A 21,867-nucleotide genomic window follows, 5' to 3' on the forward strand; every position below is an offset into this window, starting at 1 on the left:
AACCGCTATCGCGGACCATTTTTTTAATAAAAGGGAGCGAAGCGACCCTCCACAACTTTTCACTTTTAGTTTTTAACTTTTAACTCAAAAAACGGGCAAAAGCCCGTTTTTTAAACCGTTCCCTGTTCGTACATGGCGCGAAGTTTCTCTTTCTCCTGTTCGCGCTTCTTCTTCTCGGCCAGTTTCTGGCGATATTTTTCCACGTCAAAGCCCATCATCATCAACAGCGGGGAGGCGATGAAGATGGAGCTGTAGGTACCGACGACGATGCCCACCAGCAGCGTAAAGCTGAAGCCGTGGATGATTTCGCCGCCCATGGCAAAAAGGGTCAGGACCACGAAGAAGGTGGTCAGCGAGGTCAGGGTCGTACGCGAGAGGGTGCGGGTGACCGACTCGTCGATGACATCGGCCAGTTTTGAACTCCTGACAGTCGTCAGACCTTCGCGGATGCGGTCGAAGACGATGATCGTGTCGTTGAGCGAGTAGCCAAGAATCGTCAGCAGTGCCGCCAGAATGTCCAGGTTGACCTCCACGTTGAAAAGCACCAGTGCCCCCATCGCGATGGAGATGTCGTGCACCAGCGCCATGACCGACGCCACGGCGAAACGCCACTCGAAACGGAAGCTGACGTAAAGCAGGATGCCGGCAATCGCCAGCACCAGCGCCATGAGTCCCTTCTCGCGCAGTTCGCTGCCCACTTTCGGGCCCACCATATCGACCCGTCGAATTTCGAACGTTCCGGTTCCCTCCAGCAGTTTGCGCGCTTCATCCCCAATGTCGGTCCCAAGTTTTTTCGAGCTCGTACGCACCTTGATAACGATTTCGTCCTCGCTGCCGAAATAGTTGACCGAAGCCCCTTCGAAGGTTTTGGAAGCTTTCACCGCTTCACGCACTTTCTGCAGAGGGACTTTGCCTTCGTATTTGACCTGCACCAGCGTACCGCCGGCGAAGTCGATGCCGTAGTTGAACCCCTTGAAAGCGATGAGCGCCCAGGAGGCCAGGACGGCGATGATCGAAACGGCGAAGAATATTTTCGCCTTCGCCATCAGCGGGATCGGTTTTTTATATCTGAATAATTCCATTAAAATCCCTCCTTGCGTCGGGACACGGTCGCCGAACCAAGTTCGTCAACCTTCGCTAACGCTGAGTTCGCTTCGGCAGCGGGCCCACGCGCAGCCAAACCGCGCTTATAAATTTCTATCATGCATTTCCTCCCGCCACTTTGATGCCGAACCATTTGTTCAGACCTCCCTTCTCTATCTTCTGTTCCACCATCTGCCAGATACCGTGGGTTCCCAGAATCGCCGTAAGCATCGACGCCAGAATACCGATACTCATCGTGATGGCGAATCCCTTGATGGGGCCCGTTCCGTAGGCGTAGAGCACGACGGCCGCGATCAGTGTCGTGATGTTGGCATCAAGAATAGCGCTGAAAGCGTTGGCGTATCCCTGTTCGATCGCCTTGGCAACGCTTTTGCCTTCATACAGCAACTCGCGGATCCGTTCGTTGATGATGACGTTGGCATCCACCGCCATACCGACGGTCAGGACGATACCGGCCATACCCGGCAGCGTCAGCGTCGCACCGAAGAGTGCCATAACTGCCAGGATAAGGAAAAGGTTGACCACCAGTGCCACATCGGCGATGACACCGGCGATACCATAGTAAAGAACCATGAAGAGCACGACCGCAAGGAAGCCGGTGATGAGGGCGATCATCGAAGCTTTGATGCTGTCGGCACCCAGGCTGGGTCCCACGCTGCGTTTCTCTTCCATGAAGACCGGCGCCAACAGGGCACCGGAGCGAAGGGCGATGGCCACGTCGTGGGCCTCCTTGACGCTGAAACCGCCGCTAATCTGGCCGCTGCCGCCGCCGATGCGCTCACGGATGACTGGCGCACTGTAGACTTTGTTGTCGAGCACGACCGCGAGCCGTTTGCCCACATTCTTGCCGGTAAAGTCTCCGAAAATCTGCGCACCCTGGGAATTGAGGGAGAAGTTGATAACCGGCTGGTTGTTGCGGTCGAAAGCCACCCGCGCGTCGGTCAGCATCGATCCGTCGAGAATGGGAATCTCCTTGACCAGATACTTCCGGTCCGGATTCTGGGCATCGGGCAGAATGACATCCCCGTATTTGGCCGCTTCGGCCGGCGTCATCTGATCGACCCGAGCCGCCCGCTCCTCGTCGATCGCCATCAGCTGCAGGTGGGCCGCCTTGGCGATGAGCTCACGAATACGCTGCTCCTGTTCGGGCGTTTTGATACCCGGCACCTCCACGAGAATTTTGTCGGCGCCCTGCTTGGCCACCGTCGGCTCCGCCAAACCAAACTGATCGAGCCGATTCCGGATCGTGTCGACTGCCTGGGTAATGGCGTACTTTTTGACCGACGCCACCTCTTCGGGTGTCAGGGAGATCGTATATTTCATCCCCTCTTTTCCTATGGCGATCCCTTCGATCTTTTTCAAAATCTCATCCATCTTCGGAATGTCGTCTTTGTCGAGAAGCTCGAAAGAGATCTTTCCGTCGCGTACCTTGAATTCGTCAATGATCAGATCCTCATCCTCGGCCGCGTACTTGATCGAAGAGGCCAGAGACTTGATCTTCGATCGGATCGCCTCGGCGGTATCGACCCCCAAAAGCATGTGCAGCCCTCCCTGCAGATCGAGTCCGAGAGTGATCTTTGGCCCTTTTGCAAGACTCAATAGAGACGGGGCCGAGAGGGCCAGACCGAAAATCGCCGCGGCGATGAAGACCAAAACGCGGTAATTAAGCTTCATCCTCGAACTTTCTCGCTACATAATCGGGTACGAGTTTGACGATCGTTTCGTCGTTAAGCTTCACTTTGATAAAATCCTCCTCAGGTTTGACCACTTCGGCGATCAACCCGCCGCTGGTCACGATCCTGTCACCTTTTTTCAGCGATGCAATCATCTCTTTGTGCTGTTTCGCCTGCTTCTGCTGCGGACGAATCACCAGAAAATAGAAAATTGCGAACAGAATCAGAAGCGGAAACAATGAAGCCAGAATGCCACCTTGCGAAGCATCATTCATACGATTATCCTTTGTCATGAAAAATTTGATGCAATATTTTACCACTCCAACCATAAGTTTAGGCTTTTTTTCGGCTATCAGTGCCTCCGCCTTCATCTACATGTCACATTTGGGCCTTCATGCGCCCTGGCTGCAGGCCTTTTTGGGAATGGCCGCTCTTTTTGCCTGGCTCCGCATCCCGGTGCCCGCAATGGCATGGAGCGGCTTTTTCACCGGCATTTTCTGGTTCTGGTGGATCGGCATGAGTTTCCGCTACTACGATTTGGGGTGGATGATTCCGCTGATCGTTCTCTCCATCGGAGGCGTCTACGGCATCGTCTTCTGGCTTCTGTCGCTTCTGCGCCATCCGCTCATGCGTGCCGCGGGAGTGGGGCTGATCGAGTTTCTCCACCCCTTCGGCTTCGACTGGTTCCGCCCGGCGCTGCTTTTTACAGGCTCGGTTCTGGGAGACAGCCTCTGGCAGCTCTGGACCGTTCTTGCCGCGCTCGCCCTCTTCCTCTCCTTCCGTCATCCGGGCCGGTATGCGGCGCTTTTGCTGATTCCTCTCGCCCTGCATCGGCCGCCGGCTGAGGATCTCCATTCGGAGGCTTCCGCACTGAAACGGCAGATCCAGCTGACACGGACAAACATCGATCAGGGGAACAAGTGGAAGCCGCGTTATCGCAACGCCATCGTCGAACTCAACCTCCACGCCATCGATCTGGCGGTCGAACAGGGCAAAAGGGCGGTCATACTGCCTGAGAGCGCCTTTCCGCTTTACCTGAATCTCGACATCGATCTGATCCGGAAGCTTCTGAAGATGAGCCGACGCATCACGATCGTCACGGGCGCTCTTTACTACGAAAAAGGAAACGCCTACAACTCCACCTATCTCTTTCGAAAAGAAAAACTGCGGGTTATGCACAAGGTGGTGCTCGTCCCCTTCGGGGAAGCGGTTCCCCTTCCCAAATGGATAGGCCACTGGATCAACGATCTCTTTTTCGACGGAGCCAGCGACTACCGCACCGCATCCCGACCGAGCGATTTCGAAATGCTGGGCAGAAAATGGCGCAACGCCATCTGCTATGAAGCGACCTGCGAGCGGCTCTACGAAGAAGATCCGCGTTACATGGTCGCCCTCAGCAACAATGCATGGTTCATCCCCTCCACCGAACCGACTCTCCAGCGCCTTCTGCTTCAACTGCAGGCCAACCGCCACAAGACCATCATTTTCCATGCCACAAACGGACCGATCACGGATGTGATCGTTCCCCAATAGCGACAGTAGCCCGGTCTCCTCGAAGATCCTCATGGACTTTTTCCCATCCATCGCGAACTCCCCGTCCGAAGCTATTCGCACAATCAACTTTTTATTTATTTTTCTTATGTTATACTGGGCTAAAACCGGAAGGAGAATCACCATGCATATCGCCAACGACGTTTCCGAACTGATAGGAAACACCCCTCTCGTAAAACTGGGATTCGCAAGCCGTGAAACGGGATGTACGATTCTGGGAAAATGCGAATTCATGAATCCCGGCGGTTCGGTCAAGGACCGGATCGGGAAAAACATGATCCAGCGGGCGCTGGAACGGGGCCTCATCGACAAAGACAGCACCATCATCGAACCAACCAGCGGCAATACCGGCATCGCACTCGCCAGCATCTGCGCCTCCAAAGGGCTGCGTCTGATTCTAACGATGCCCGAATCGATGAGCCTGGAACGCAGAAAACTGCTCAAGGCCCTGGGAGCGCAGCTCGAACTGACACCGGCGGCCGAGGGAATGAAAGGGGCGATCGCCAGGGCAGAAGCGCTTCAAAAAGAACTCGACAACGCGATCATTCTTCAGCAGTTCGAAAATCCGGACAATCCCGATGCCCACCGCCATACCACCGCACTCGAAATCATCCGCAACACCGAGGGCAACGTGGATATTTTCGTCGCGGCCGTCGGAACGGGCGGTACGATCACGGGCACCGGAGAGGTTCTCAAAGCGAGAATTCCCGATATCAAAATCTACGCCGTGGAACCCGAAGCCTCTCCGGTACTTGCCGGCGGTGCGCCCGGCCCCCACAAAATTCAGGGCATCGGTGCCGGATTCATTCCCAAAATTCTCGACAGGTCGGTCTACGAAGAGGTGATCGAGGTGGGCAACGAGGAGGCGTTCGCGACAAGCCGCCGAATCGCCAAAGAGGAAGGGCTTCTCGTGGGCATCTCCTCCGGCGCCAATGTCCATGCCGCCATGCAGGTGGCGGCACGCCCCGAAAACAGAGGGAAAATCGTCGTCACCATTCTCTGTGACACGGGGGAGCGTTACCTCAGCACCGAACTTTTCGAATGAAAAAAGCTAAGGAGGAAGCGATTTTTCCTAGACACGGCAAGAACACAGACCGATGTTTCCGGAATCCTTCGCCATCAGGGTGTTTCGTCGGTTCCGTTAATATCCACTACCCAATCATCAGCAACCCGGAGGTTGTCCATGCTTTTTGAAACCATTTGCATCCATAACGGCGCCATCCAGCATCTCTCTCTCCATCAGATGCGCCTTGAGAGAAGTCAGGCGGCCCTCTTTGAAGAGTATGAACCGATCGATCTGGGCAAAGTGGTGCGGCCGCCTTCGGGAAAAGGGGTTCTAAAGTGCCGTGTTCTCTATGCACAGAGGCTTGCAGAGGTCACCTACGAACCCTACCGGCCCCGGCCCGTCAGTACGCTCAAAGCCATCGAAGCCCGAATCGACTACGCCCACAAATTCAGCGACCGGGAAGCGATAGAGGATCTTTTTGCGCGGCGCGGGGAGGCCGACGACATACTCATCATCCGCGAAGGAATGGTCACCGACACCTCGGTTGCCAATATCGCCTTTTTGAAAGATAGGCATTGGTACACGCCAAAAAACCCTCTGCTGAAAGGGACAACCCGGGAGAGACTTCTGCGAAGCGGCTTTCTGATACCCCGGGAGATTCGGCTCGATGAGCTTTCCTCCTTCGAAGGGTTCGCCCTGCTCAATGCGATGATCGGTTTCCAGCCGGTCAAACATGGTAAAATAGTCTGACATCTATTCTATTCAAAGTGATACCGCCATGCTTATCGATATGATCAAAAAAAGAGAGTTCCAGGAGATGATGGAAACGCACATAAGGGAGATGATTCTTTACATGCTCAACAACGATCAGCCCTTCGGAATCCTGTGCAATCTCGAACATGTCACCTTCGATCCGCCGCTTCCTGATGAACTCGCCAAGGTCCTGCAGGATGTCACGCTCTTCATGATCGCGGGATATACCTTCGAAAGTTTCCAGATGGAAGATCATACCCTCTTTTTCGAAGCGGGATTCGGACCCCAGAACTTCGGCAGCGTAGTCAGCATGCCCCTTCTGGCCATTTTGCAGATAGTCGTCGAAGAGACACCTCTGCTGATCAACATGGCCCATCCCATGCTCGACTACCGAAAAGAGAAGGAAGAATCGGGCATCAAGAGTTCGCTCGAGACGTTTCTCAACAATCCGGAAAACAAAAAGTTTCTGAAAAAATAGAAAGAAGGCCGTCAAACGGCCCGGCATCTCTTTTGGGAATTTTTGACTTTCCGAAAACTCAGCATTTGTGCTGCTGCAGATAGCTGACGACATTCTCGATAAAAGCGTCGTGCTTGCGCTCTTTGGAGTATGCGATGTAGAGTTTTCTTTTAATGCGGTGACCACGCAGTTTCGCTTCGAAAAGCTGTCCGTTTTCCACCTCGTCGGAGATCGCCACATGGGAGATGAAAGAGACGATCGGAGGCTGGCTTTCATCTTTTTCCGCCTTGAGTATCGCGGCTTTGAGTGTCGCGGAGCTGTCGACCTCATAGAGCACATTGAGATTTTTGCACTCGATGCCGAGATCCTCGAAAACTTCCTTGACCATTTTTCGCGTATGGGAAGCCTCGTCACGGCAGATCCAGCGGTAGTTGTTCAGATCTTCGGGCTTGAGCGTCTTGGGAAGTGGCCGGTTGCTGAAGATCACCAGTTCATCCTCCAGCCATTCGCGATAGATCACGTCCTCTTTGAATATCGGTGATTCGATGAGCCCCAGATCGATCTGCTTGTTCAAAATGTCGTCGATCACCTGTTCGGAGAGCTCCACTTTGATCTGGACATCATTGTGGATCACCTGCTTGATGTTGTTGAGACATTTTCCGGGAATGATGAAGTTGCCGATCGTGAACGACGCGCCGATGCGGAACGTGATCTCCTTGTTGATGATCTTGATGAGATCGCGCTCGGCATTGTTGATGCACTTTTCAAGGCGCAACGCGATACGGTAGAGGTCCTCTCCCTCTTTCGTCAGTATCACCCCGTTTTTTTTCCGCTCGATCACCTTGCAGTCGAGATATTTTTCGATGAATTTGATCTGCTGAGTCACCGCCGGCTGTGAAATTCCCAGCTTCGCCGAGGCTTTGGAGAAGCTGTGTTCGCGTATGACCGTCAGGAAGGTCTCCCATTTCGCGAAATCTTTCAACATAACAATTCCTTAATATTTTTATTTGTTATTCTATCAAATTATATTTCCAAAAGCAATAATATTTAGTTATCTTTGAAATAATCGTTTGATATGCCGGCGGTCGGCGGCCATCCCGGTCCCTGGCCCTCCTTTCCACCGCTTTTTAACCGATGTTGCACGGCCCGTAAAGAAAATCATGAGGGGTTAAATATATTTTTGCTATACTAAATACACTTTATAAAGCAGACAGAAGAAAACATGGACAGAATACTCGATCAACTCAACGAAGCTCAACGGCAGGCGGCGCAACATATCGACGGGCCGATGCTCATTCTCGCCGGTGCCGGCAGCGGAAAAACCAAAACCATCACAACGCGGCTGGCCTATCTATTGTCACTGGGCATCGATCCCGCCAACACGCTGACGCTCACCTTCACCAACAAAGCGGCCCGCGAGATGCGCGAGCGCGCCCTTTCGATGATCGAAAACCCCGTCTACCCGCCGCTTCTTTGCACCTTTCACAAATTCGGTCTGCTCTTTCTCAAATTCCATATCGAAAAACTGGGAAGAAAGAACGATTTCGTCGTCATCGACACCGACGACAAGAAGCGAATCATCAAACAGATCGACAAAGAGCTGCCTACCCCCCTGGTCGCCAGCGAAATCTCCCGGTACAAAAACTCCTTGATCAAGCCCGACCAGGCGATCGCCCAGGCGGAACACCCCCAGTACAAGAAGATCGCCGCCATCTACAAGACCTATCAGGAGTATATCACCGAAAACAACCTGGTCGATTTCGACGATCTTCTGATGCTGACCCACGAACTGCTCGAAACGGACGAGATGCTCAGAAAAAGTGTGAGCGAACGCTACCGATACATCATGGTCGACGAGTACCAGGACACCAACGAGCTTCAGCTGCAGCTGCTCAAAAAGCTCTGCGACACCCATACCAACCTCTGTGTCGTAGGTGACGACGACCAGAGCATCTACGGCTGGCGCGGGGCGAACATACGCAACATCCTCGAATTTTCGAATATGTTCGAAAAGACCAGGGTCATCAAACTCGAAAACAACTACCGATCGACCGAAGAGATCCTCACGGCCGCCAACCTGCTTATCCAGCACAACCGCAGCCGCCTCGGCAAAACCCTCATCAGCACCAAAGGGAAAGGCAAACCGGTCGAACTCTTTCAAAGCAGTGATGAAAACGAAGAGTCCGACAAGATCGCCCGGGCGATCAAACAGCTGATCGACAGCGGCGTGCCCCCGGGAGAAATCGCCGTGCTCTACCGCATCAACGCCCTCTCCCGCTCGCTGGAAGAGGGGCTGGGCCGCGCCGGCATCGCCTACCAGCTCGTCGGCGGTGTCCGCTTCTACGAACGGGCCGAGATCAAGGACGCCATCAGCTACCTGCGCATCATCGCCAACAGCCACGACGACTTCAGCTTCAAACGGGTCATCAACCGCCCCAAGCGGGGCATCGGCAAGGCGACAATCGACAAGATCGAAAAAGCGGCCTACGAGAAGCATCTCTCGTTGTACCAATTCCTCAGCGAAACGCCCAAAACAGAGCTTTCCAAACTGCTCAGCAAAAAGGCTTACGCCGCCATCAACCGTTTCATCAACGACCTGGAGATTCTGCAGGAGACGCTGGAGCACTCGATCATGGAGTTCATCGACCAGTTCGACAAAACGATCGGCCTCAAAGAGTATTACGCCGCACTGCCCGACGGGATGGAGCGGGTATTGAACCTCGACGAATTCTACGGCCTTTTCCGCGACATGGTCAAAAAAAATCCAGACATGACGCTCGATGCCTTCCTGAACGAAATTTCGCTCCAGAGCGACCAGGACCAGATCAAAGGAGAGCAGATCTCCATCATGAGCGTCCACGCCTCCAAAGGACTGGAGTTCACCCACCTCTTCGTCATCGGGATGGAGGAGGAGTTCTTCCCGCTGCTGGGCGACGGATGCGACATGGAGGAGGAGCGAAGGCTTGGGTACGTGGCCATGACCCGCGCCAAGGAGACCCTGACTCTCTCGACGGTGCAGAGCCGCTTCCACAAAGGTCGCCGGAAGCACCTGGAAAAGAGCCGTTTCCTGACTGAAGCGGGCCTGCTCAAAGGGGCACTCTCCATCGAAAAGAGCACCGGTTACAAAAAAGGGGACCTGGTCAAGCACAAACTCTTCGGTATCGGCCGCGTGCTGGAGGTGAGCCGCGCCGGACGGGACTACAAACTCAAGATCAATTTCGGGGGCAACCGGCGGGACATCCTCTCCTCTTTCGTGGAGAAGGTTTGAACGGTCGTTGGTCGTTAGTCGTCGGTCGTTGGAATAGGCTTTGTTGCCCTTTTGAGATCTCTTTTTTGGAAACTAATCGATGAAATGTTCTAACCGACTTTTTGTCGCTCGTAAGCCGATGTTCGTGGGATCGAACGCCTTTCTCTCCTCCATCAAACGCCGTTACGGTGTCAAAAAAGCGGGCTTTTCGGGCACGCTGGACCCTTTCGCCTGCGGCGTGCTCATCATCGCCTTCGGGCAGTATACCAAACTCTTCCGATTTCTGAAAAAGAGTCCCAAAACCTACCGGGCGACCCTCTGGCTGGGCGCACTCAGCGAGACTCTCGACATCGAAGGCATCAAAGAGATCGAAGAGGTGGCACCTTTTACCAAAGAGAGGATACGCGACACCCTCCTCTCGTTCAAGGGGAATTTTACCTACACCCCGCCCCGATTCAGCGCCAAAAAGGTCGCAGGCGTACGCGCTTACGACCTGGCACGCAACGACAAAGAGGTGGTGCTGCCAATCATCACTTCCGAAATCCTCGATATACGGCTGCTGCACTACCGCCACCCCTTCGTGACCTTTGAAGCCGACGTGAGCGAAGGCACCTACATCCGTTCGCTGGGAGAGGCCATCGCGGAAAAACTGGCATGCCGAGGCGCCCTGAGCCACCTGGAGCGACTGCGCGAAGGGCACTTTCGTTTCCAGCAGGAAAAAGCCCTCAACCCGCTGGAATACCTCGATCCCCCACAGAACAGGTATCTCGGAAATCCCGATGACTTGACCCTCGGGAAAAAACTTCGCGCGGACTCTTTCGAAACGAACGCCCCCGGCCGCTACAGCGTTGTTTTTGACCAATATTTTGCTATTATAGAGATAGAAAAGAGCGGTAAAGTCAACTACCTGCTCAACAAGGTGAAACTATGCTCGTACTGACCCGCAAACAGGATGAAGCGATCCGGATAGGTGATGATATCGTCATCAAAATCGTCTCGACGGACAGAAACAGTGTGCGCCTCGGCATCGAAGCGCCCGGCAATGTGACGATTCTAAGAGAAGAGCTCGTACAGGCCGTCAAAACGGAAAACAGAAAAGCGGTCGGCGAAACGGACAAAGAAGCGCTGGCCGACCTGAAAGCGAAACTCCTGAAGCCATGACGTTCAAAGCCTACGCCAAAGTCAACATATTTCTCAAAATCACCGGTGTTAGGGGGCCGTATCATGAGCTGCGCTCCCGGTTCGTGCGCGTCGATTCGCTCTTTGACTCCCTCACCTTTTCAAGAAAGAAATCTCCCGCCCCGGGCTTCGAACTCATCTCCTCCGTACCGCTCCCTCGGATCAATACGCTGACACGCGCCTACGAACTTCTCAAAGAAGCAGCGCCCGGCATCGAAAAGTTTTTCGAAACCCACAAGGTGATTCTTGAAAAAAGAATCCCGCAGGGCGCGGGGCTGGGAGGCGGCAGCTCCGATGCGGCAGCGTTCCTGAACGCCTGCAACGAACTGTACGGTCTGCATCTGTCCAAAGAGAACCTGGCCCGTATCGGGGAGAAGATCGGCGCGGATGTCCCCTTCTTCGTCCATGGCTACGCCAGCGCCAATGTGGAAGGAGTCGGTGAACGCATCGAACCGTTCGAAGAGGATGTCCCGAAACTTCAGCTCCTCACGCCTCCTCTGCACTGCGATACCGGACTGGTTTACAGGGCTTTTCGCGAACACTTCATCCAGGAAGCCGACCGGGAGGCGGCGGCATCGTGGAAAGATATGAAAAGCGATGAGCTGCTTAAAACACTCGATCCCGTCGAGGCCAACGATCTCTACAAAGCGGCGCTGACCGTCTATCCCCGCCTTCACCGATTCGCCACGCCGAACCGTTTTTTCAGCGGCAGCGGCAGTACCTTTTTCCATCTGCCCGAGCAACCGTCCAGCAGAAGAGTTCAATCAGGGCAGTGATAGCGAAGAGGTGTTGAGATCGACAGTGCTCACACCGTTTTTTCTGACGGGCACTCCCTCACGAAGGCCGAGGAGCCGGCTGTAGCTACCGTCGATATACTCCGCGACAGCCAGGTCGTACGTGCCTTCCGCAAGATAGGCGACAGTGTAGGTTCCGCTCGTCATGTTCACATCGCCTGCACCCACGGCATGAACGAAGCGTGTTCCATTTTCATCGGGTTCGGTTTCGTCGCTTTCGAATCCATTCTCTTTGTAGGCGAAGACGACCAGGGCATCTTTGGAGGCGTTGTAATCTTGCCAATCCCTCACCGTACCATTGATCTCCCCGGAGAGTTCGTTGACCACCAGGCGAATGGTCGGCTTTAGAATGTATTTGCCGCTGTGTCCGGCCTTTACGATCGATTTATGCACATCGAAATCCGCTGTCACTTCGACTTTGGAATCGACGGTGACATTGAACTCTCCCACCGCCTTGTAGCCGCTTTGCGCGCCCCCTGGCACAAAGAGGGGCTGCGTGGAATTGTCGTCGAAAAGAATATGGCAACCGGGGTTGTGTCTGCTCTTTCCGTCTCCTTCGGTCGGATCGAGCCTGAACCTGATCTGCGTGTAATGTCCCGCCGGCAGTACGATATCCGACAGATGGATGCTTTTGCCGTTTTGCAGTGTAAGCAGATTGATCGATTCGGTGCCGTTGAAGTCGGGCGCGGAAACCCACCGGCCGTTGTGATGGTAGAGTATGTCGTTGATTTTTATATAGACACCTTTGACATTCCTACCCAGGAAAGGGGCATCGCTCAGACGCAAAGAGATGGTGCCCGTCCCCTCGCTCGGGGAGATGGCCGCGGTATCGATTTGAATGGTGGTTGTCTTGCCTTTTTCGACTTCCACATCCTCCCGGATTCCCAGAATATCGGTATAGTTTCCATCTTCATCGTATTCGGCAATGGCAAGATCATATTTGCCTTCGGCAAGGCAGGAAAGAACGAATCCTCCGTCTGTCATGTTCACTTCCGCACTCGTGAGGGCATTGGAAAATCGGGTGCCGTTTTCATCCGGAACCGTTTCATGGAAAGAATAGCTTCCATGCCTGTAGGCATGGACCATCAGATGGTCGCCAAAGTCGGCGACATTGGCTATGGTCCCGTTGATCTCTCCAGAGAGTTCGTTGACCACCAAACGAATCGTCGGTTTGAGTATCCAGCGACCGTTGCCCGTTTTGTGGAGTCCCTTCAGTATGTTGAAATCGGCGGTTACCTCGACTTTTGCATCGGCGCTGATGTCGAATTCGCCGATCCCTTTGTATCCCGATTGCTCTGCGCTTGGCAGATCGATCGATGTGTTGGAGTCGTCATCGAATACCACGTAGCATCCGGGATTGTGATCGTGGCCCACATTCTCACGAAGCATGAATCTCAACTGCGTGTAATGTCCCGCGGGCAAGAGAAGATCCCCCAGCGCTTTGAACTTCCCGTTTTGCAGCTCGAGCAGGTTGAACGGCTCCGTTTCATTGAAATCTTCGACTTCAATCCACCCGCTGCCGCTTTTATGTACCCGCAGGCCCACGACCTGTATGTAGACCGCTTTGATACCCGGCAACGCCGGAGCGTCCGTCACATTCAACGAGAGTGTACCCGTCCCGCTTCCGCCGTCCGATGAGCCTGAACCTCCGCCGCAAGCAGCGAAAAAGAATACCATTATGAGCGAGAGCAACAAAGCTGCTGTTTGTTTCATCATTCCATCCTTGTGGTTTTACAATCTCTTCTGAACATTATACATCGATAAGTGTCAGCGAAGTCTAAGCAAGTATGAATGGAGATTAATCCGGAGGCAGAATGATGCTGTATAATAGCAGATCCAATTTACCCTAAAAAGTGACAGCCATGCCGATCAAAATCGTTGCCAAAAACAAAAAAGCCTTTCACGACTACGAAATCATCGAAAAGCTGGAAGCGGGTATCGAACTGCTCGGCAGCGAAGTCAAATCGATCCGAATGGGACGGGTCAACCTCAAAGACAGTTATGTGCGGATTGTCAAAGGCGAAGCTTGGGTCTTCGGCATGCATATCTCGTTCCTGGAAAGCACCAATCCCCACTACAAACCCGACGAAAAACGCCCGAGAAAACTACTGTTGCACCGCAAACAGATCGACAAATGGTTGGGAAGAGTCAAACAGGAGGGACTTGCCATCGTCCCGCTGATGCTCTATTTCAACGAGCGCAACAAGGCGAAGCTGCAGATAGCCCTGGCCAAAGGGAAAAAGTTACATGACAAAAGAGAGACGCTGAAGAGAAAAACCGCCGAACGCGAAGCCCGGGCGGCAATGAAACAGCGCTATTAGCAGGGCTCAGTGCTTTTTGAGTTGAAAAATTGTCCATGTCGGTGCGATGCTGACAGCAGCAAGCGCATAGACAGATGCAACAAGTTCCATGGGTGTCATCGGCTACTCCTTTAAAATAAATTTTGATAATAGTATTCTTCCTTCGTCATACTTTATTTTTGTTGAATTTGCTGATTATTTTTTCCATATTCATTAAATATATTTTATTGTTATGAAAACCAGAACGCCCGTTTATCGATGCTGTCCGAGCCCGTATGGCCGACACACACGAAAGCGTCAAACCGGCGGATTCCCGCAGCTTTTCTCAATCCCTCTGTTGTGTCTCATTCTTTTCTTATGCGAATGTATGCGGTTTTTTGGCACAATTAACGGTAGAGAACAAACAAAGGAGTCTCCCATGTTTTCAACCATGCAGCATCAAAAACGGGCCGAAGAGTTGATCGACGATGCGAAAAACCTCGTTTCCTCCATCGACGAAAGGTTCGCAAAAGCCAAAGAGCGACTGGAAAAAAAGCTTGCCGAAATCGATGCCCTCCGATCGCAATTGATCAAACAGACCCTTGCGAAATTCCGAAAACGGTTCGAGAGTATCGAAAACGAACCTGCCATCGAACTCACACCGGTGGCCGAAGCTCCCCTTGGTGAACAGTTGCAGCCACTCTATGAAAAATCGGATATCGAACCCGTGGAAATCAAGGATGTGCGGGGAGGCAAAGGCGGCGCTTTCTTCGTTTCGCTGCTCGCCGCGCTCCTCACCGTGGCTGTCGCCCTTCTCATCGGCGCCGTAGGAACCGGTCAGCCGGTGGCAAAGGAGACATTCACCGACATCCTCCGCCTCGAAAAGATTTTGGCCTGGCTGAGCGGGGGCGCCTTCGATCCCGATATGGGAAGCCCCGTTTTCGGCATCGTCGTCCTCGCCATCGCCGCCATCGCCGCATGGATGATCGCATGGTCGATCATGATGGCAAAGAGCGCGAGGCGCAATCTTCAGACCGCCGAAGGGATCTATGGCGAAGCGGAAAAGTACCACGAAGTGAAAAACCGTTACGCACAGGCTCTGGACGAACTGGCGGACGAGCTCGACAAACTCGGAAAAATTCTGGAAACCTGCGATATCTATATGCAGGAATTCAATGCGGTGCTGCAGCGCATCATCCATACGGAAGGGAGTGATTTCGAAGCGTACCGCAACCCCTCCAAGGATGCCGTCAAGCGTGCTACTGAGTGCGCCGAAGCGCTGATTCCTCTGCTTAATATCGCCATTGTCACAACGGAAGGAACACCCTCCAGGCAGCTCTCCGACGCGATCACCCACGGCGAGAAGATCGTTTTGGCGCTGATGGAGAATCATCCCATGCCAAAGATGGAAACATCGGAGCAGGAGCAGTATGCGGAAGAAGGTCTTTCCCTTCCACCGGAGAGCGAAGAGGCGGCAGAGTCCCTGGAGATCGAAACAAAAGAGGAGGGAAAGATCCTCTAAGAGGTGCTCTCTTCCATCTTCTTGTCTCTTTTTCTCAGAAGCGATGCGATGTGCGTGGGCGGTACCGGTTTGCTGAAGAGATATCCCTGCATTTCATCGCATCCCATCTCTTTTAAAATCTCTTTCTGTTTCTCCGTTTCGACCCCTTCGGCGATGGTCGAAAGGCCGAGCGCCTTGGCAAGAGCAATCGACGCTTTGACGATGGCCCTGTCCGACTCGTTCTTTTCGATATCCATGATAAACGTACGGTCGATCTTCAGCTTGTCCAAAGTAAACTGCTTGAGGTTCGCCAAAGAAGAATAACCCGTGCCAAAATCGTCGATGGAAAAACGAAATCCCATCTTCTGCAACGATGTGATCGTCCGATATCCCTGCTTTTTGGAGTGCATGAAAGTCGTCTCGGTAATCTCGAATTCGATATTGGAAGGATCGACGTCATATCTTTGAATCGTCGTTTCGACAAAGGCGCTCCAACTTTCGTCCATCAGCTGTTTGCGTGAGAGGTTGACCGCCACAAGCAGATCCTCGATTCCCTCCTTTCGCCACCGGACGATCTGGCGACAGCACTCTTTAAAAACCCATTTGCCAATTTTGATGATCAGGTCGCTCTCCTCAGCGATGGGTATGAATTCGGCCGGAGAGATGAGTCCTAAAATCGTCTCATCGACCCGCAGCAGCGCCTCGACACCCGTCACCTTTTCTTTCTTGAGGCCAAGTTGCGGCTGATAGAGAAGATAGTAGCTTTCACGGCGCAGCGCATCCTTGAGCGCCCGTTCGATCATGTAGTGGCGCTTGACGTTGCTGTCGAGCGATTTGGAATAGTACTGGAACCTGTTTTTTCCCTTCTCTTTTGCCCGATACATCGCCATGTCCGCAAACTGGACGAGCTCTTCTGCCTCGCTGCTGTCATCGGGAAAAAATGCGATACCGATACTGGCACCCAGGTCATAGCTCTCTTCCCCCACGACAAAAGGGTGATTGATCTCGCGAAGTATCTTCTGTGCCACATGCATCGAGGCATCGGCTTGTTTGATGTTTTCCGTTATCAATAAAAACTCGTCTCCTCCCAGTCGTCCGAAAGTGTCGGTCTCCCGCAGAACGTTCTTGATGCGCCGGGAACATTCGATCAGCACTCTGTCTCCCGCACCGTGCCCTGCGGTATCGTTGATTTCCTTGAAATTGTCCAGATCGATAAAAAAGAGCGCACCCTTTCCGCCGTAGCGTTTGGCGCGTTTGAGTGCCCCATCCAGCCGCTCGAAAAGATGCATTCTGTTGGGTAGTTTCGTGAGCATGTCGTGGGTTGCGGTAAAATGGAGTTTCTCCCGGGAAGACTGCAGTTCGGAGATATCCGTGAGCATCGCCACCCGATAGGTCGCTTCACCCTTCTCATTGAAAACGGTATCGATCGACAACCAGGCCAGAAGCTTCGTTGCGTCACGTCGCCTGATGGTCACTTCACCGTGAAAAAGGTTTTTCTCCTCGAGAGAGGAGACGATGTTCTCCATCGTCTCGTCATCGAAAAAGGGGCGGAAATCGACGAGCCGATATCCGGGAAGCTGATGCTTCATGATACCGAGCATTCGGCAGAAGGCATCGTTGACTTCCAGATAGTGACCCTCGCGCGAAGCGATCATGATCCCCTCCGTCGCATCTTCAAATATCTTTTTAATCACATTGAGATACTCCGTCGACTTCTTTTGTGCCGTCATGTCCCTGACGATGGTGATTGTCGTGCGTTTTCCGTTCTCCTTGATGTTTGTCGGCATGATGCGCGCTTCGTAGAAGCATCTTTCGTTTTTAAGATTCATCGGGTAGTTGATGATTTTAAGGGAATTGGTCCGAATCGCTTCGACCGTGGCTTCGTAAAAGAGTTTTGCGTATTCGGGAGGAAAGATTTCATCGATTCTCCTTCCGATAATCTCGTCACGGGGAAGGTAAAGAAGGTCGTCCTTGCCACGAGAAAGAACATCGAGATACTTGCCATCCTCGTCGACATAGAAAATGAGATCGGGAATAACTTTGATGAGCGCGGAAATCCGCCGCTGATAGCTCTCTTTGGAAGCTTCGAGCAGCTGTTCCATCTCCTGGGACGAGATTTCCAGTGAACGCTCGAGCAGATACCGGTCCTCGTCGTGACTGATATATGTCTCGTCCAGTTTATCGAGAAATTTCTTCCACCCCTCGATGGAGGGTACGGTGTCGGGAGAGAGACCGCTCTTTTTGAGAATACGCCGAAGGAGCCGGTGCATCTACGCTTCCCAGAGCAATGTCAGCGTCATGGTTTGGTTGTGCAGGTCGCACATACCCGAATGCATCGGAGAGATCTCTCCGTAGGAGTAGAATCCGATCTGCCTGACACCTTTGGGCAGGACATCCAGGGCCGCTTCGAGTTCCTCTTCTGTCCGCTGTTTCAAAAGAAGCTTTCTGCCCACACAGCTGATGGCGATACTGAGCGCGTCCATTGTCACCGTCTGCCCTTCCGCCATCGTTTCCGCCGCTTCATAGGCACCGTCGATAAGCCGGTCGAAATTGGCTTTCATGAATGTCGCAAATCCGCCTTCTGGCATGTCCCCGGCGAAAGTGATCGACTGATCCTCCTCGCTGACGGCCAATACGGTTCTTACCTTCGTCTCCGCGCTCTCTTTGGATTCGCGAATGGCCAGAGGAAACAGGAGCGCACTGGCGGGCAGCTCGTCGGCGTGCTTTCCCAGATACCGCTTGTAGACTTCGAGCGCCGGTTCGTTGTTGAGGGTATATAAAACGTTCTTTTTCGACGAGGTGATCTCCCGTTCGATGCCGAACCTGTCCCATCCTCCCTGATACCCTGATGCTATTCGGAAATGGTCGCCGTAAAACCCGATGGCACTAACCATCCTGGGCAGCGCGGAACACTGGTCGTCGACGACGAATGTCTTTTCGAACCGGTCATCGTCTCCGGCAAGACCGCCCGTGACGACGATATCCCGCGGTAGCACGCTGTTGATGCCTCTTGTCAGTTCCGAACCGTTGATCGTCAGACCTTCGCTTAGTACCAGAACCGCTTTGAGCTCCTTCTCCTTCATCAGTGAACGGGCCAGTTCGGCACCGATTCTTTTCGATTCGTCGGGAGAATCAATCGGAAACGCCACTTTTTTCACTCTGCTTTTCTCCAGCCGCACGACGGCAACGACCAGCGAATGTTCGAACAATTCATCGTCGAATATCTCCCCTGCGCCGGAACATCCCGCCTTGATGGCCAGGGGATAGGCTTCGCACACTTCCTGCAACGCAGCGTCGAGCGCTTTTTCTCTGTCTATCGCACCAAACATCAGCACCACGGTCGATTCGGAATCGAGCGATCTGTCGAAAGGTTCACTCCATCGGTCGGAGAATCGATACATACGAACTTTCATACTGCTTTCTCCACAAATTCTGTTCATATAGTATCGATAAAAACAGTAATTTTGTTAGATATCTATTGGAATATCCTAATGTTTTGTGGCAAAAGAGTCCACCATTGTCGCTTTGAGTATTTTGACGGTTCGCAGCGGGCGGTCCCTCCTGTCGGTCGGTGTGTTGGATATCTCAAAGACCGTTTTCATCCCCTCTTTGACCCTGCCGAAAATCGTGTAGTGTCCGTTCAGCCATGGCGAGCGGCCCACCGTGATGAAAAACTGGCTTCGGTTGGTATTGGGTCCGGCATTGGCCATCGCGAGGATTCCGGGTTTGTCGAAAACCACATTGGGAGCGAATTCGTCCCTGAAGGGTCTGTGCCAGATCGAATCACCCCCACTCCCCGTACCGGTGGGATCGCCGCTTTGTATCATGAATCCCCGGATGACCCGGTGAAAAGAGACGCCGTCGTAGTAGCCCTCTTTGACATGCCCAAGAAAGTTTTCGCTCGCCAAAGGGGCCCAGTCAGGACGAATTTCAAGCACAATATCTCCCATCGTCGTCTGGAGTCTCACCAGGGGGTGCTCATCGACACGGGTGCGCACTTTCGTATCGTTTGCCGAAAAAAGAGGCATGCAAAACAGAGTGAGAGAAAAAATGAGGATAAAGAGTCGCATGAAAATTCCAATGGCAGAAATTATGGAATCATTTTAGCCAAAAAGGATTGAAAGAAAAGATGAGAGAAAAAGCGTCGGACCCCAAAGGGAAGGGGGCCGAAAAAAATCACTTGCGGCGAAGTTCCTTGATACGAGCCGCTTTACCGCGGAGGTTTCGCAGATAGTAGAGTTTCGCGCGTCGGACACGACCGCGTCGGACCACCTCGATACTTTCGATGCTGTCGCTATAAAGCGGGAAAATACGCTCGACACCAACGTTGTTCGCACCGATTTTTCGTACGGTGAAGCTTTTGCCTGTCCCCTCACCGCGGATGGAGATGCAGACACCTTCGAAGTTCTGGATACGGGTTTTGTCACCCTCTTTGATGTTGACCGCGACACGGACAGTATCGCCGGCGCGGAATTGTGGAATGTTCTTGCTTGCGACTTGCGCCTGCTCGAAAGATTCAATATATCGATTTTTCATCACTTTCCCTTTGGGTAGATTTCAGATATCGGTCAGGTCGAAAATATTTTGTTTTGGCTATCGCCAGCCTTTTTTTCAGGGCGTTAATTTTACTATGGTTTCCCTTTAATAATTCTGAAGGAATACTTAAATTATGGAAACTTTTAGGCCGTGTGAAAGAGGGTGCCTCCAAAAGCTCGGTTTCAAAACTCTCGGCCGAGAGAGAGTCGGCATTTCCGAGCACGCCCGGCACCAACCGACTGATGGCGTCCGCCATCACGAGCGAGGGGAGTTCCCCGCCCGTGAGAATGTAGTCGCCGATGGAGAAGACCTCGTCGGCCCAGAGTTCTATGATACGCTCGTCGATCCCTTCGTACCGGCCGCTGACGAACACCATGTGGTTCTGCGAGGAGGCGAACCGCTTCGCGTCAGCTTGCCTGAAGGGCTTGCCCACAGGCGTCGTGAAAACGATTCGGGCTTCCGGCGACTCGGCTTTGAGATGCTTCAGCGCATCGTCGAGCGGCTGGGGCATCATCACCATTCCCGCACCGCCGCCGGCCGCGGTATCGTCGACCTTGCGGTGTTTGTCGGTCGTGAAATCCCTGGGGTTGAGAAAGTCGACCGAAAGGAGGCCCTTTTCGATGGCCCGCTTCAGGATGGAGTCTTCAAAATACCCCTCCATCAGAGGCCGAAAAAGCGTGACGAACGTAAAGCGCATCAACTCGCTTCCAAAATCTCTCCGGCGCCACGGGTCAGGACTTTTTTTCCTTCCAGATCGACACGCTCGATATAGCGGTCGATATAGGGAATGAGAAACCCTTTCGGCAACCCTTGCGCGACGAGAAGATCGGCGGTTTCGACGACGAGATAGTCGGTGCCCGCCATCCGTTCGATCGCTTTCACCCGACCGAGAACCTCTTCCCCCTCTTGCACATCGAGCCCGATAATCTGGTACCAGAAATACTCTCCCTCTTCCAGATGGCAGGAGGCTTCCCCCGCTTCACGGGTCGTATAGAGATAGAGGTTGGTGAGTTTTTTGGCGTCGTCGACATTGTCGATGCCCTCGAAGCGTACGGTTCCGCGCTCAGGGTTGTAGGAGGCGACGGTCAGGGTGCCCCTCTCGCTCATGAAGCGGGCACCCTTTTTGAACTGTTCGGGGAAATCGGTTAGAAGATTGAGGCGGAGCTCACCCCGCAGACCCACCGTCTTGCCGATGCGGGCAATGGGAAGTTTGTCGGGTTCCATACCCTTTTCACTCCTCCGTCGTCCGCACGTTGACCCGGTAGCTGATGCCGTCCTTGGCTTTACAGCCGCTGATGAGTGTTTTAAGAGCGTTGATCATCCTGCCCTCCTTGCCGATCAGTTTGCCGGCATCCTCTTTGTGCGCGTAGATGACGATCTCATCGAAATTTTCGCCGAGCCGGTTTCTCTCGACGACGATATCCTCCGGATGGGATGCGATGAGTTTCGCGAAATCGCGCACAAAGTTTTCGATCATCTTTTTACTTTCCGGCGAGTTTCTTGACGCGTTCGCTCGGCTGCGCTCCGACACTCAGCCAGTAATTGTAACGCTCTTCATCAAGTTTGACCGTAGCGGGTTCGGTCATCGGATCGTAATAGCCGATCGATTCGATCCAGCCGCTGTCACGGCGCTTTCGGCTGTCTGTTACAACGATTCGATAGAAGGGTCGTTTCTTGCGTCCCATGCGTGTCAGTCTGATGGTTGTCATATTGTCTCCTTGTTAGTGTCTGTTAAATTCATCTGCCTGAAGAGGCACTGACCTAAACGAATGACGGGTTCGTTTAGG

Annotated in this window: 23 protein-coding genes; 10 read left to right on the forward strand and 13 right to left on the reverse strand. The window is 53.2% G+C overall.

What is annotated here, in order from left to right; all coding sequences use genetic code 11:
* Positions 1-110: 110 nt before the first annotated feature.
* From secF to yajC, 3 genes are all read right to left on the reverse strand, one after another.
* Positions 111-1,082: a protein translocase subunit SecF gene (secF, locus tag JMG82_RS05780; protein WP_201354103.1), complete on the reverse strand. Its 972-nt coding sequence runs from the start codon at positions 1,080-1,082 to the stop codon at positions 111-113.
* A gap of 118 nt (positions 1,083-1,200) precedes the next feature.
* On the reverse strand, positions 1,201-2,778 hold the full coding sequence (gene secD / locus JMG82_RS05785) for a protein translocase subunit SecD (RefSeq protein ID WP_201351788.1): 1,578 nt from the start codon (positions 2,776-2,778) through the stop codon (positions 1,201-1,203).
* The gene (gene yajC, locus JMG82_RS05790) at positions 2,768-3,052 is read right to left on the reverse strand and encodes a preprotein translocase subunit YajC (protein ID WP_201351789.1); all 285 of its coding nucleotides are present in this window, start codon (positions 3,050-3,052) and stop codon (positions 2,768-2,770) included. Before yajC ends, secD begins: the two co-directional genes overlap by 11 nt.
* A gap of 28 nt (positions 3,053-3,080) precedes the next feature.
* Between yajC and JMG82_RS05795 the strand changes: the two genes are divergently transcribed.
* The 4 genes from JMG82_RS05795 to JMG82_RS05810 all read left to right on the forward strand — a co-directional run bounded on the left by JMG82_RS05795 (position 3,081) and on the right by JMG82_RS05810 (position 6,565).
* The gene (locus JMG82_RS05795; protein WP_201351790.1) at positions 3,081-4,310 is read left to right on the forward strand and encodes an apolipoprotein N-acyltransferase; all 1,230 of its coding nucleotides are present in this window, start codon (positions 3,081-3,083) and stop codon (positions 4,308-4,310) included.
* A 142-nt stretch (positions 4,311-4,452) separates the two neighbouring features.
* Entirely contained in the window at positions 4,453-5,373 is a 921-nt protein-coding gene (gene cysK / locus JMG82_RS05800) for a cysteine synthase A (RefSeq protein ID WP_201351791.1), read from the forward strand.
* 138 nt (positions 5,374-5,511) lie between these two features.
* Positions 5,512-6,084, forward strand: coding sequence for an aminotransferase class IV family protein (locus JMG82_RS05805; RefSeq protein WP_201351792.1), 573 nt, complete (start codon positions 5,512-5,514; stop codon positions 6,082-6,084).
* A gap of 40 nt (positions 6,085-6,124) precedes the next feature.
* Positions 6,125-6,565, forward strand: coding sequence for a hypothetical protein (locus tag JMG82_RS05810; RefSeq protein WP_236579103.1), 441 nt, complete (start codon positions 6,125-6,127; stop codon positions 6,563-6,565).
* Between the two features lie 58 nt (positions 6,566-6,623).
* Here JMG82_RS05810 and JMG82_RS05815 read toward each other — a convergent pair whose 3' ends face one another.
* A complete protein-coding gene (locus JMG82_RS05815; RefSeq protein ID WP_201351794.1) occupies positions 6,624-7,529 on the reverse strand; it encodes a LysR family transcriptional regulator in 906 nt (301 codons plus the stop codon).
* A gap of 237 nt (positions 7,530-7,766) precedes the next feature.
* Here JMG82_RS05815 and JMG82_RS05820 point away from each other — a divergent pair, with 237 nt between their 5' ends.
* From JMG82_RS05820 to JMG82_RS05835, 4 genes are all read left to right on the forward strand, one after another.
* The gene (locus tag JMG82_RS05820; RefSeq protein WP_201351795.1) at positions 7,767-9,812 is read left to right on the forward strand and encodes an ATP-dependent helicase; all 2,046 of its coding nucleotides are present in this window, start codon (positions 7,767-7,769) and stop codon (positions 9,810-9,812) included.
* Positions 9,813-9,891: 79 nt separating this feature from the next.
* Positions 9,892-10,731, forward strand: coding sequence for a tRNA pseudouridine(55) synthase TruB (gene truB, locus JMG82_RS05825; protein ID WP_201351796.1), 840 nt, complete (start codon positions 9,892-9,894; stop codon positions 10,729-10,731).
* The gene (gene csrA / locus JMG82_RS05830; protein ID WP_201351797.1) at positions 10,719-10,952 is read left to right on the forward strand and encodes a carbon storage regulator CsrA; all 234 of its coding nucleotides are present in this window, start codon (positions 10,719-10,721) and stop codon (positions 10,950-10,952) included. Before truB ends, csrA begins: the two co-directional genes overlap by 13 nt.
* A complete protein-coding gene (locus JMG82_RS05835; RefSeq protein ID WP_201351798.1) occupies positions 10,949-11,746 on the forward strand; it encodes a 4-(cytidine 5'-diphospho)-2-C-methyl-D-erythritol kinase in 798 nt (265 codons plus the stop codon). Before csrA ends, JMG82_RS05835 begins: the two co-directional genes overlap by 4 nt.
* Here JMG82_RS05835 and JMG82_RS05840 read toward each other — a convergent pair.
* A complete protein-coding gene (locus JMG82_RS05840; RefSeq protein WP_201351799.1) occupies positions 11,735-13,477 on the reverse strand; it encodes a DUF4382 domain-containing protein in 1,743 nt (580 codons plus the stop codon). The two genes, JMG82_RS05835 and JMG82_RS05840, sit on opposite strands and share 12 nt — an antisense overlap.
* 149 nt (positions 13,478-13,626) lie before the next feature.
* On the opposite strand from JMG82_RS05840, the gene smpB reads away from it, so the two are divergent.
* Both smpB and JMG82_RS05850 read left to right on the forward strand, forming a co-directional pair.
* Entirely contained in the window at positions 13,627-14,085 is a 459-nt protein-coding gene (smpB, locus tag JMG82_RS05845) for an SsrA-binding protein SmpB (protein ID WP_201351800.1), read from the forward strand.
* A 397-nt stretch (positions 14,086-14,482) separates the two neighbouring features.
* Complete coding sequence (locus tag JMG82_RS05850) at positions 14,483-15,565, forward strand: hypothetical protein (protein WP_201351801.1); 1,083 nt, start codon at positions 14,483-14,485, stop codon at positions 15,563-15,565.
* On the opposite strand, the gene JMG82_RS05855 is transcribed toward JMG82_RS05850, so the two are convergent.
* The 8 genes from JMG82_RS05855 to rpsP form a co-directional block, all read right to left on the reverse strand.
* The gene (locus JMG82_RS05855; protein WP_201351802.1) at positions 15,562-17,814 is read right to left on the reverse strand and encodes a sensor domain-containing protein; all 2,253 of its coding nucleotides are present in this window, start codon (positions 17,812-17,814) and stop codon (positions 15,562-15,564) included. The two genes, JMG82_RS05850 and JMG82_RS05855, sit on opposite strands and share 4 nt — an antisense overlap.
* The gene (locus JMG82_RS05860) at positions 17,815-18,945 is read right to left on the reverse strand and encodes an FIST signal transduction protein (protein WP_201351803.1); all 1,131 of its coding nucleotides are present in this window, start codon (positions 18,943-18,945) and stop codon (positions 17,815-17,817) included.
* A gap of 87 nt (positions 18,946-19,032) precedes the next feature.
* The gene (locus tag JMG82_RS05865) at positions 19,033-19,572 is read right to left on the reverse strand and encodes a peptidylprolyl isomerase (protein ID WP_236579211.1); all 540 of its coding nucleotides are present in this window, start codon (positions 19,570-19,572) and stop codon (positions 19,033-19,035) included.
* A gap of 148 nt (positions 19,573-19,720) precedes the next feature.
* Positions 19,721-20,080 (reverse strand): 50S ribosomal protein L19, encoded by a 360-nt coding sequence (rplS, locus tag JMG82_RS05870; RefSeq protein ID WP_201351805.1) that lies wholly within the window; start codon positions 20,078-20,080, stop codon positions 19,721-19,723.
* Positions 20,061-20,777, reverse strand: a complete 717-nt coding sequence (trmD, locus tag JMG82_RS05875) for a tRNA (guanosine(37)-N1)-methyltransferase TrmD (protein WP_201351806.1) — start codon at positions 20,775-20,777, stop codon at positions 20,061-20,063. Before trmD ends, rplS begins: the two co-directional genes overlap by 20 nt.
* The gene (gene rimM, locus JMG82_RS05880; protein WP_201351807.1) at positions 20,777-21,304 is read right to left on the reverse strand and encodes a ribosome maturation factor RimM; all 528 of its coding nucleotides are present in this window, start codon (positions 21,302-21,304) and stop codon (positions 20,777-20,779) included. Before rimM ends, trmD begins: the two co-directional genes overlap by 1 nt.
* 7 nt (positions 21,305-21,311) lie before the next feature.
* Positions 21,312-21,557: a KH domain-containing protein gene (locus JMG82_RS05885; protein ID WP_201351808.1), complete on the reverse strand. Its 246-nt coding sequence runs from the start codon at positions 21,555-21,557 to the stop codon at positions 21,312-21,314.
* Between the two features lie 4 nt (positions 21,558-21,561).
* Entirely contained in the window at positions 21,562-21,789 is a 228-nt protein-coding gene (gene rpsP, locus JMG82_RS05890) for a 30S ribosomal protein S16 (RefSeq protein ID WP_201351809.1), read from the reverse strand.
* Positions 21,790-21,867: the final 78 nt, after the last annotated feature.

The sequence above is a fragment of the Hydrogenimonas urashimensis genome (genome assembly GCF_016593255.1).
GTDB lineage: Bacteria > Campylobacterota > Campylobacteria > Campylobacterales > Hydrogenimonadaceae > Hydrogenimonas > Hydrogenimonas urashimensis.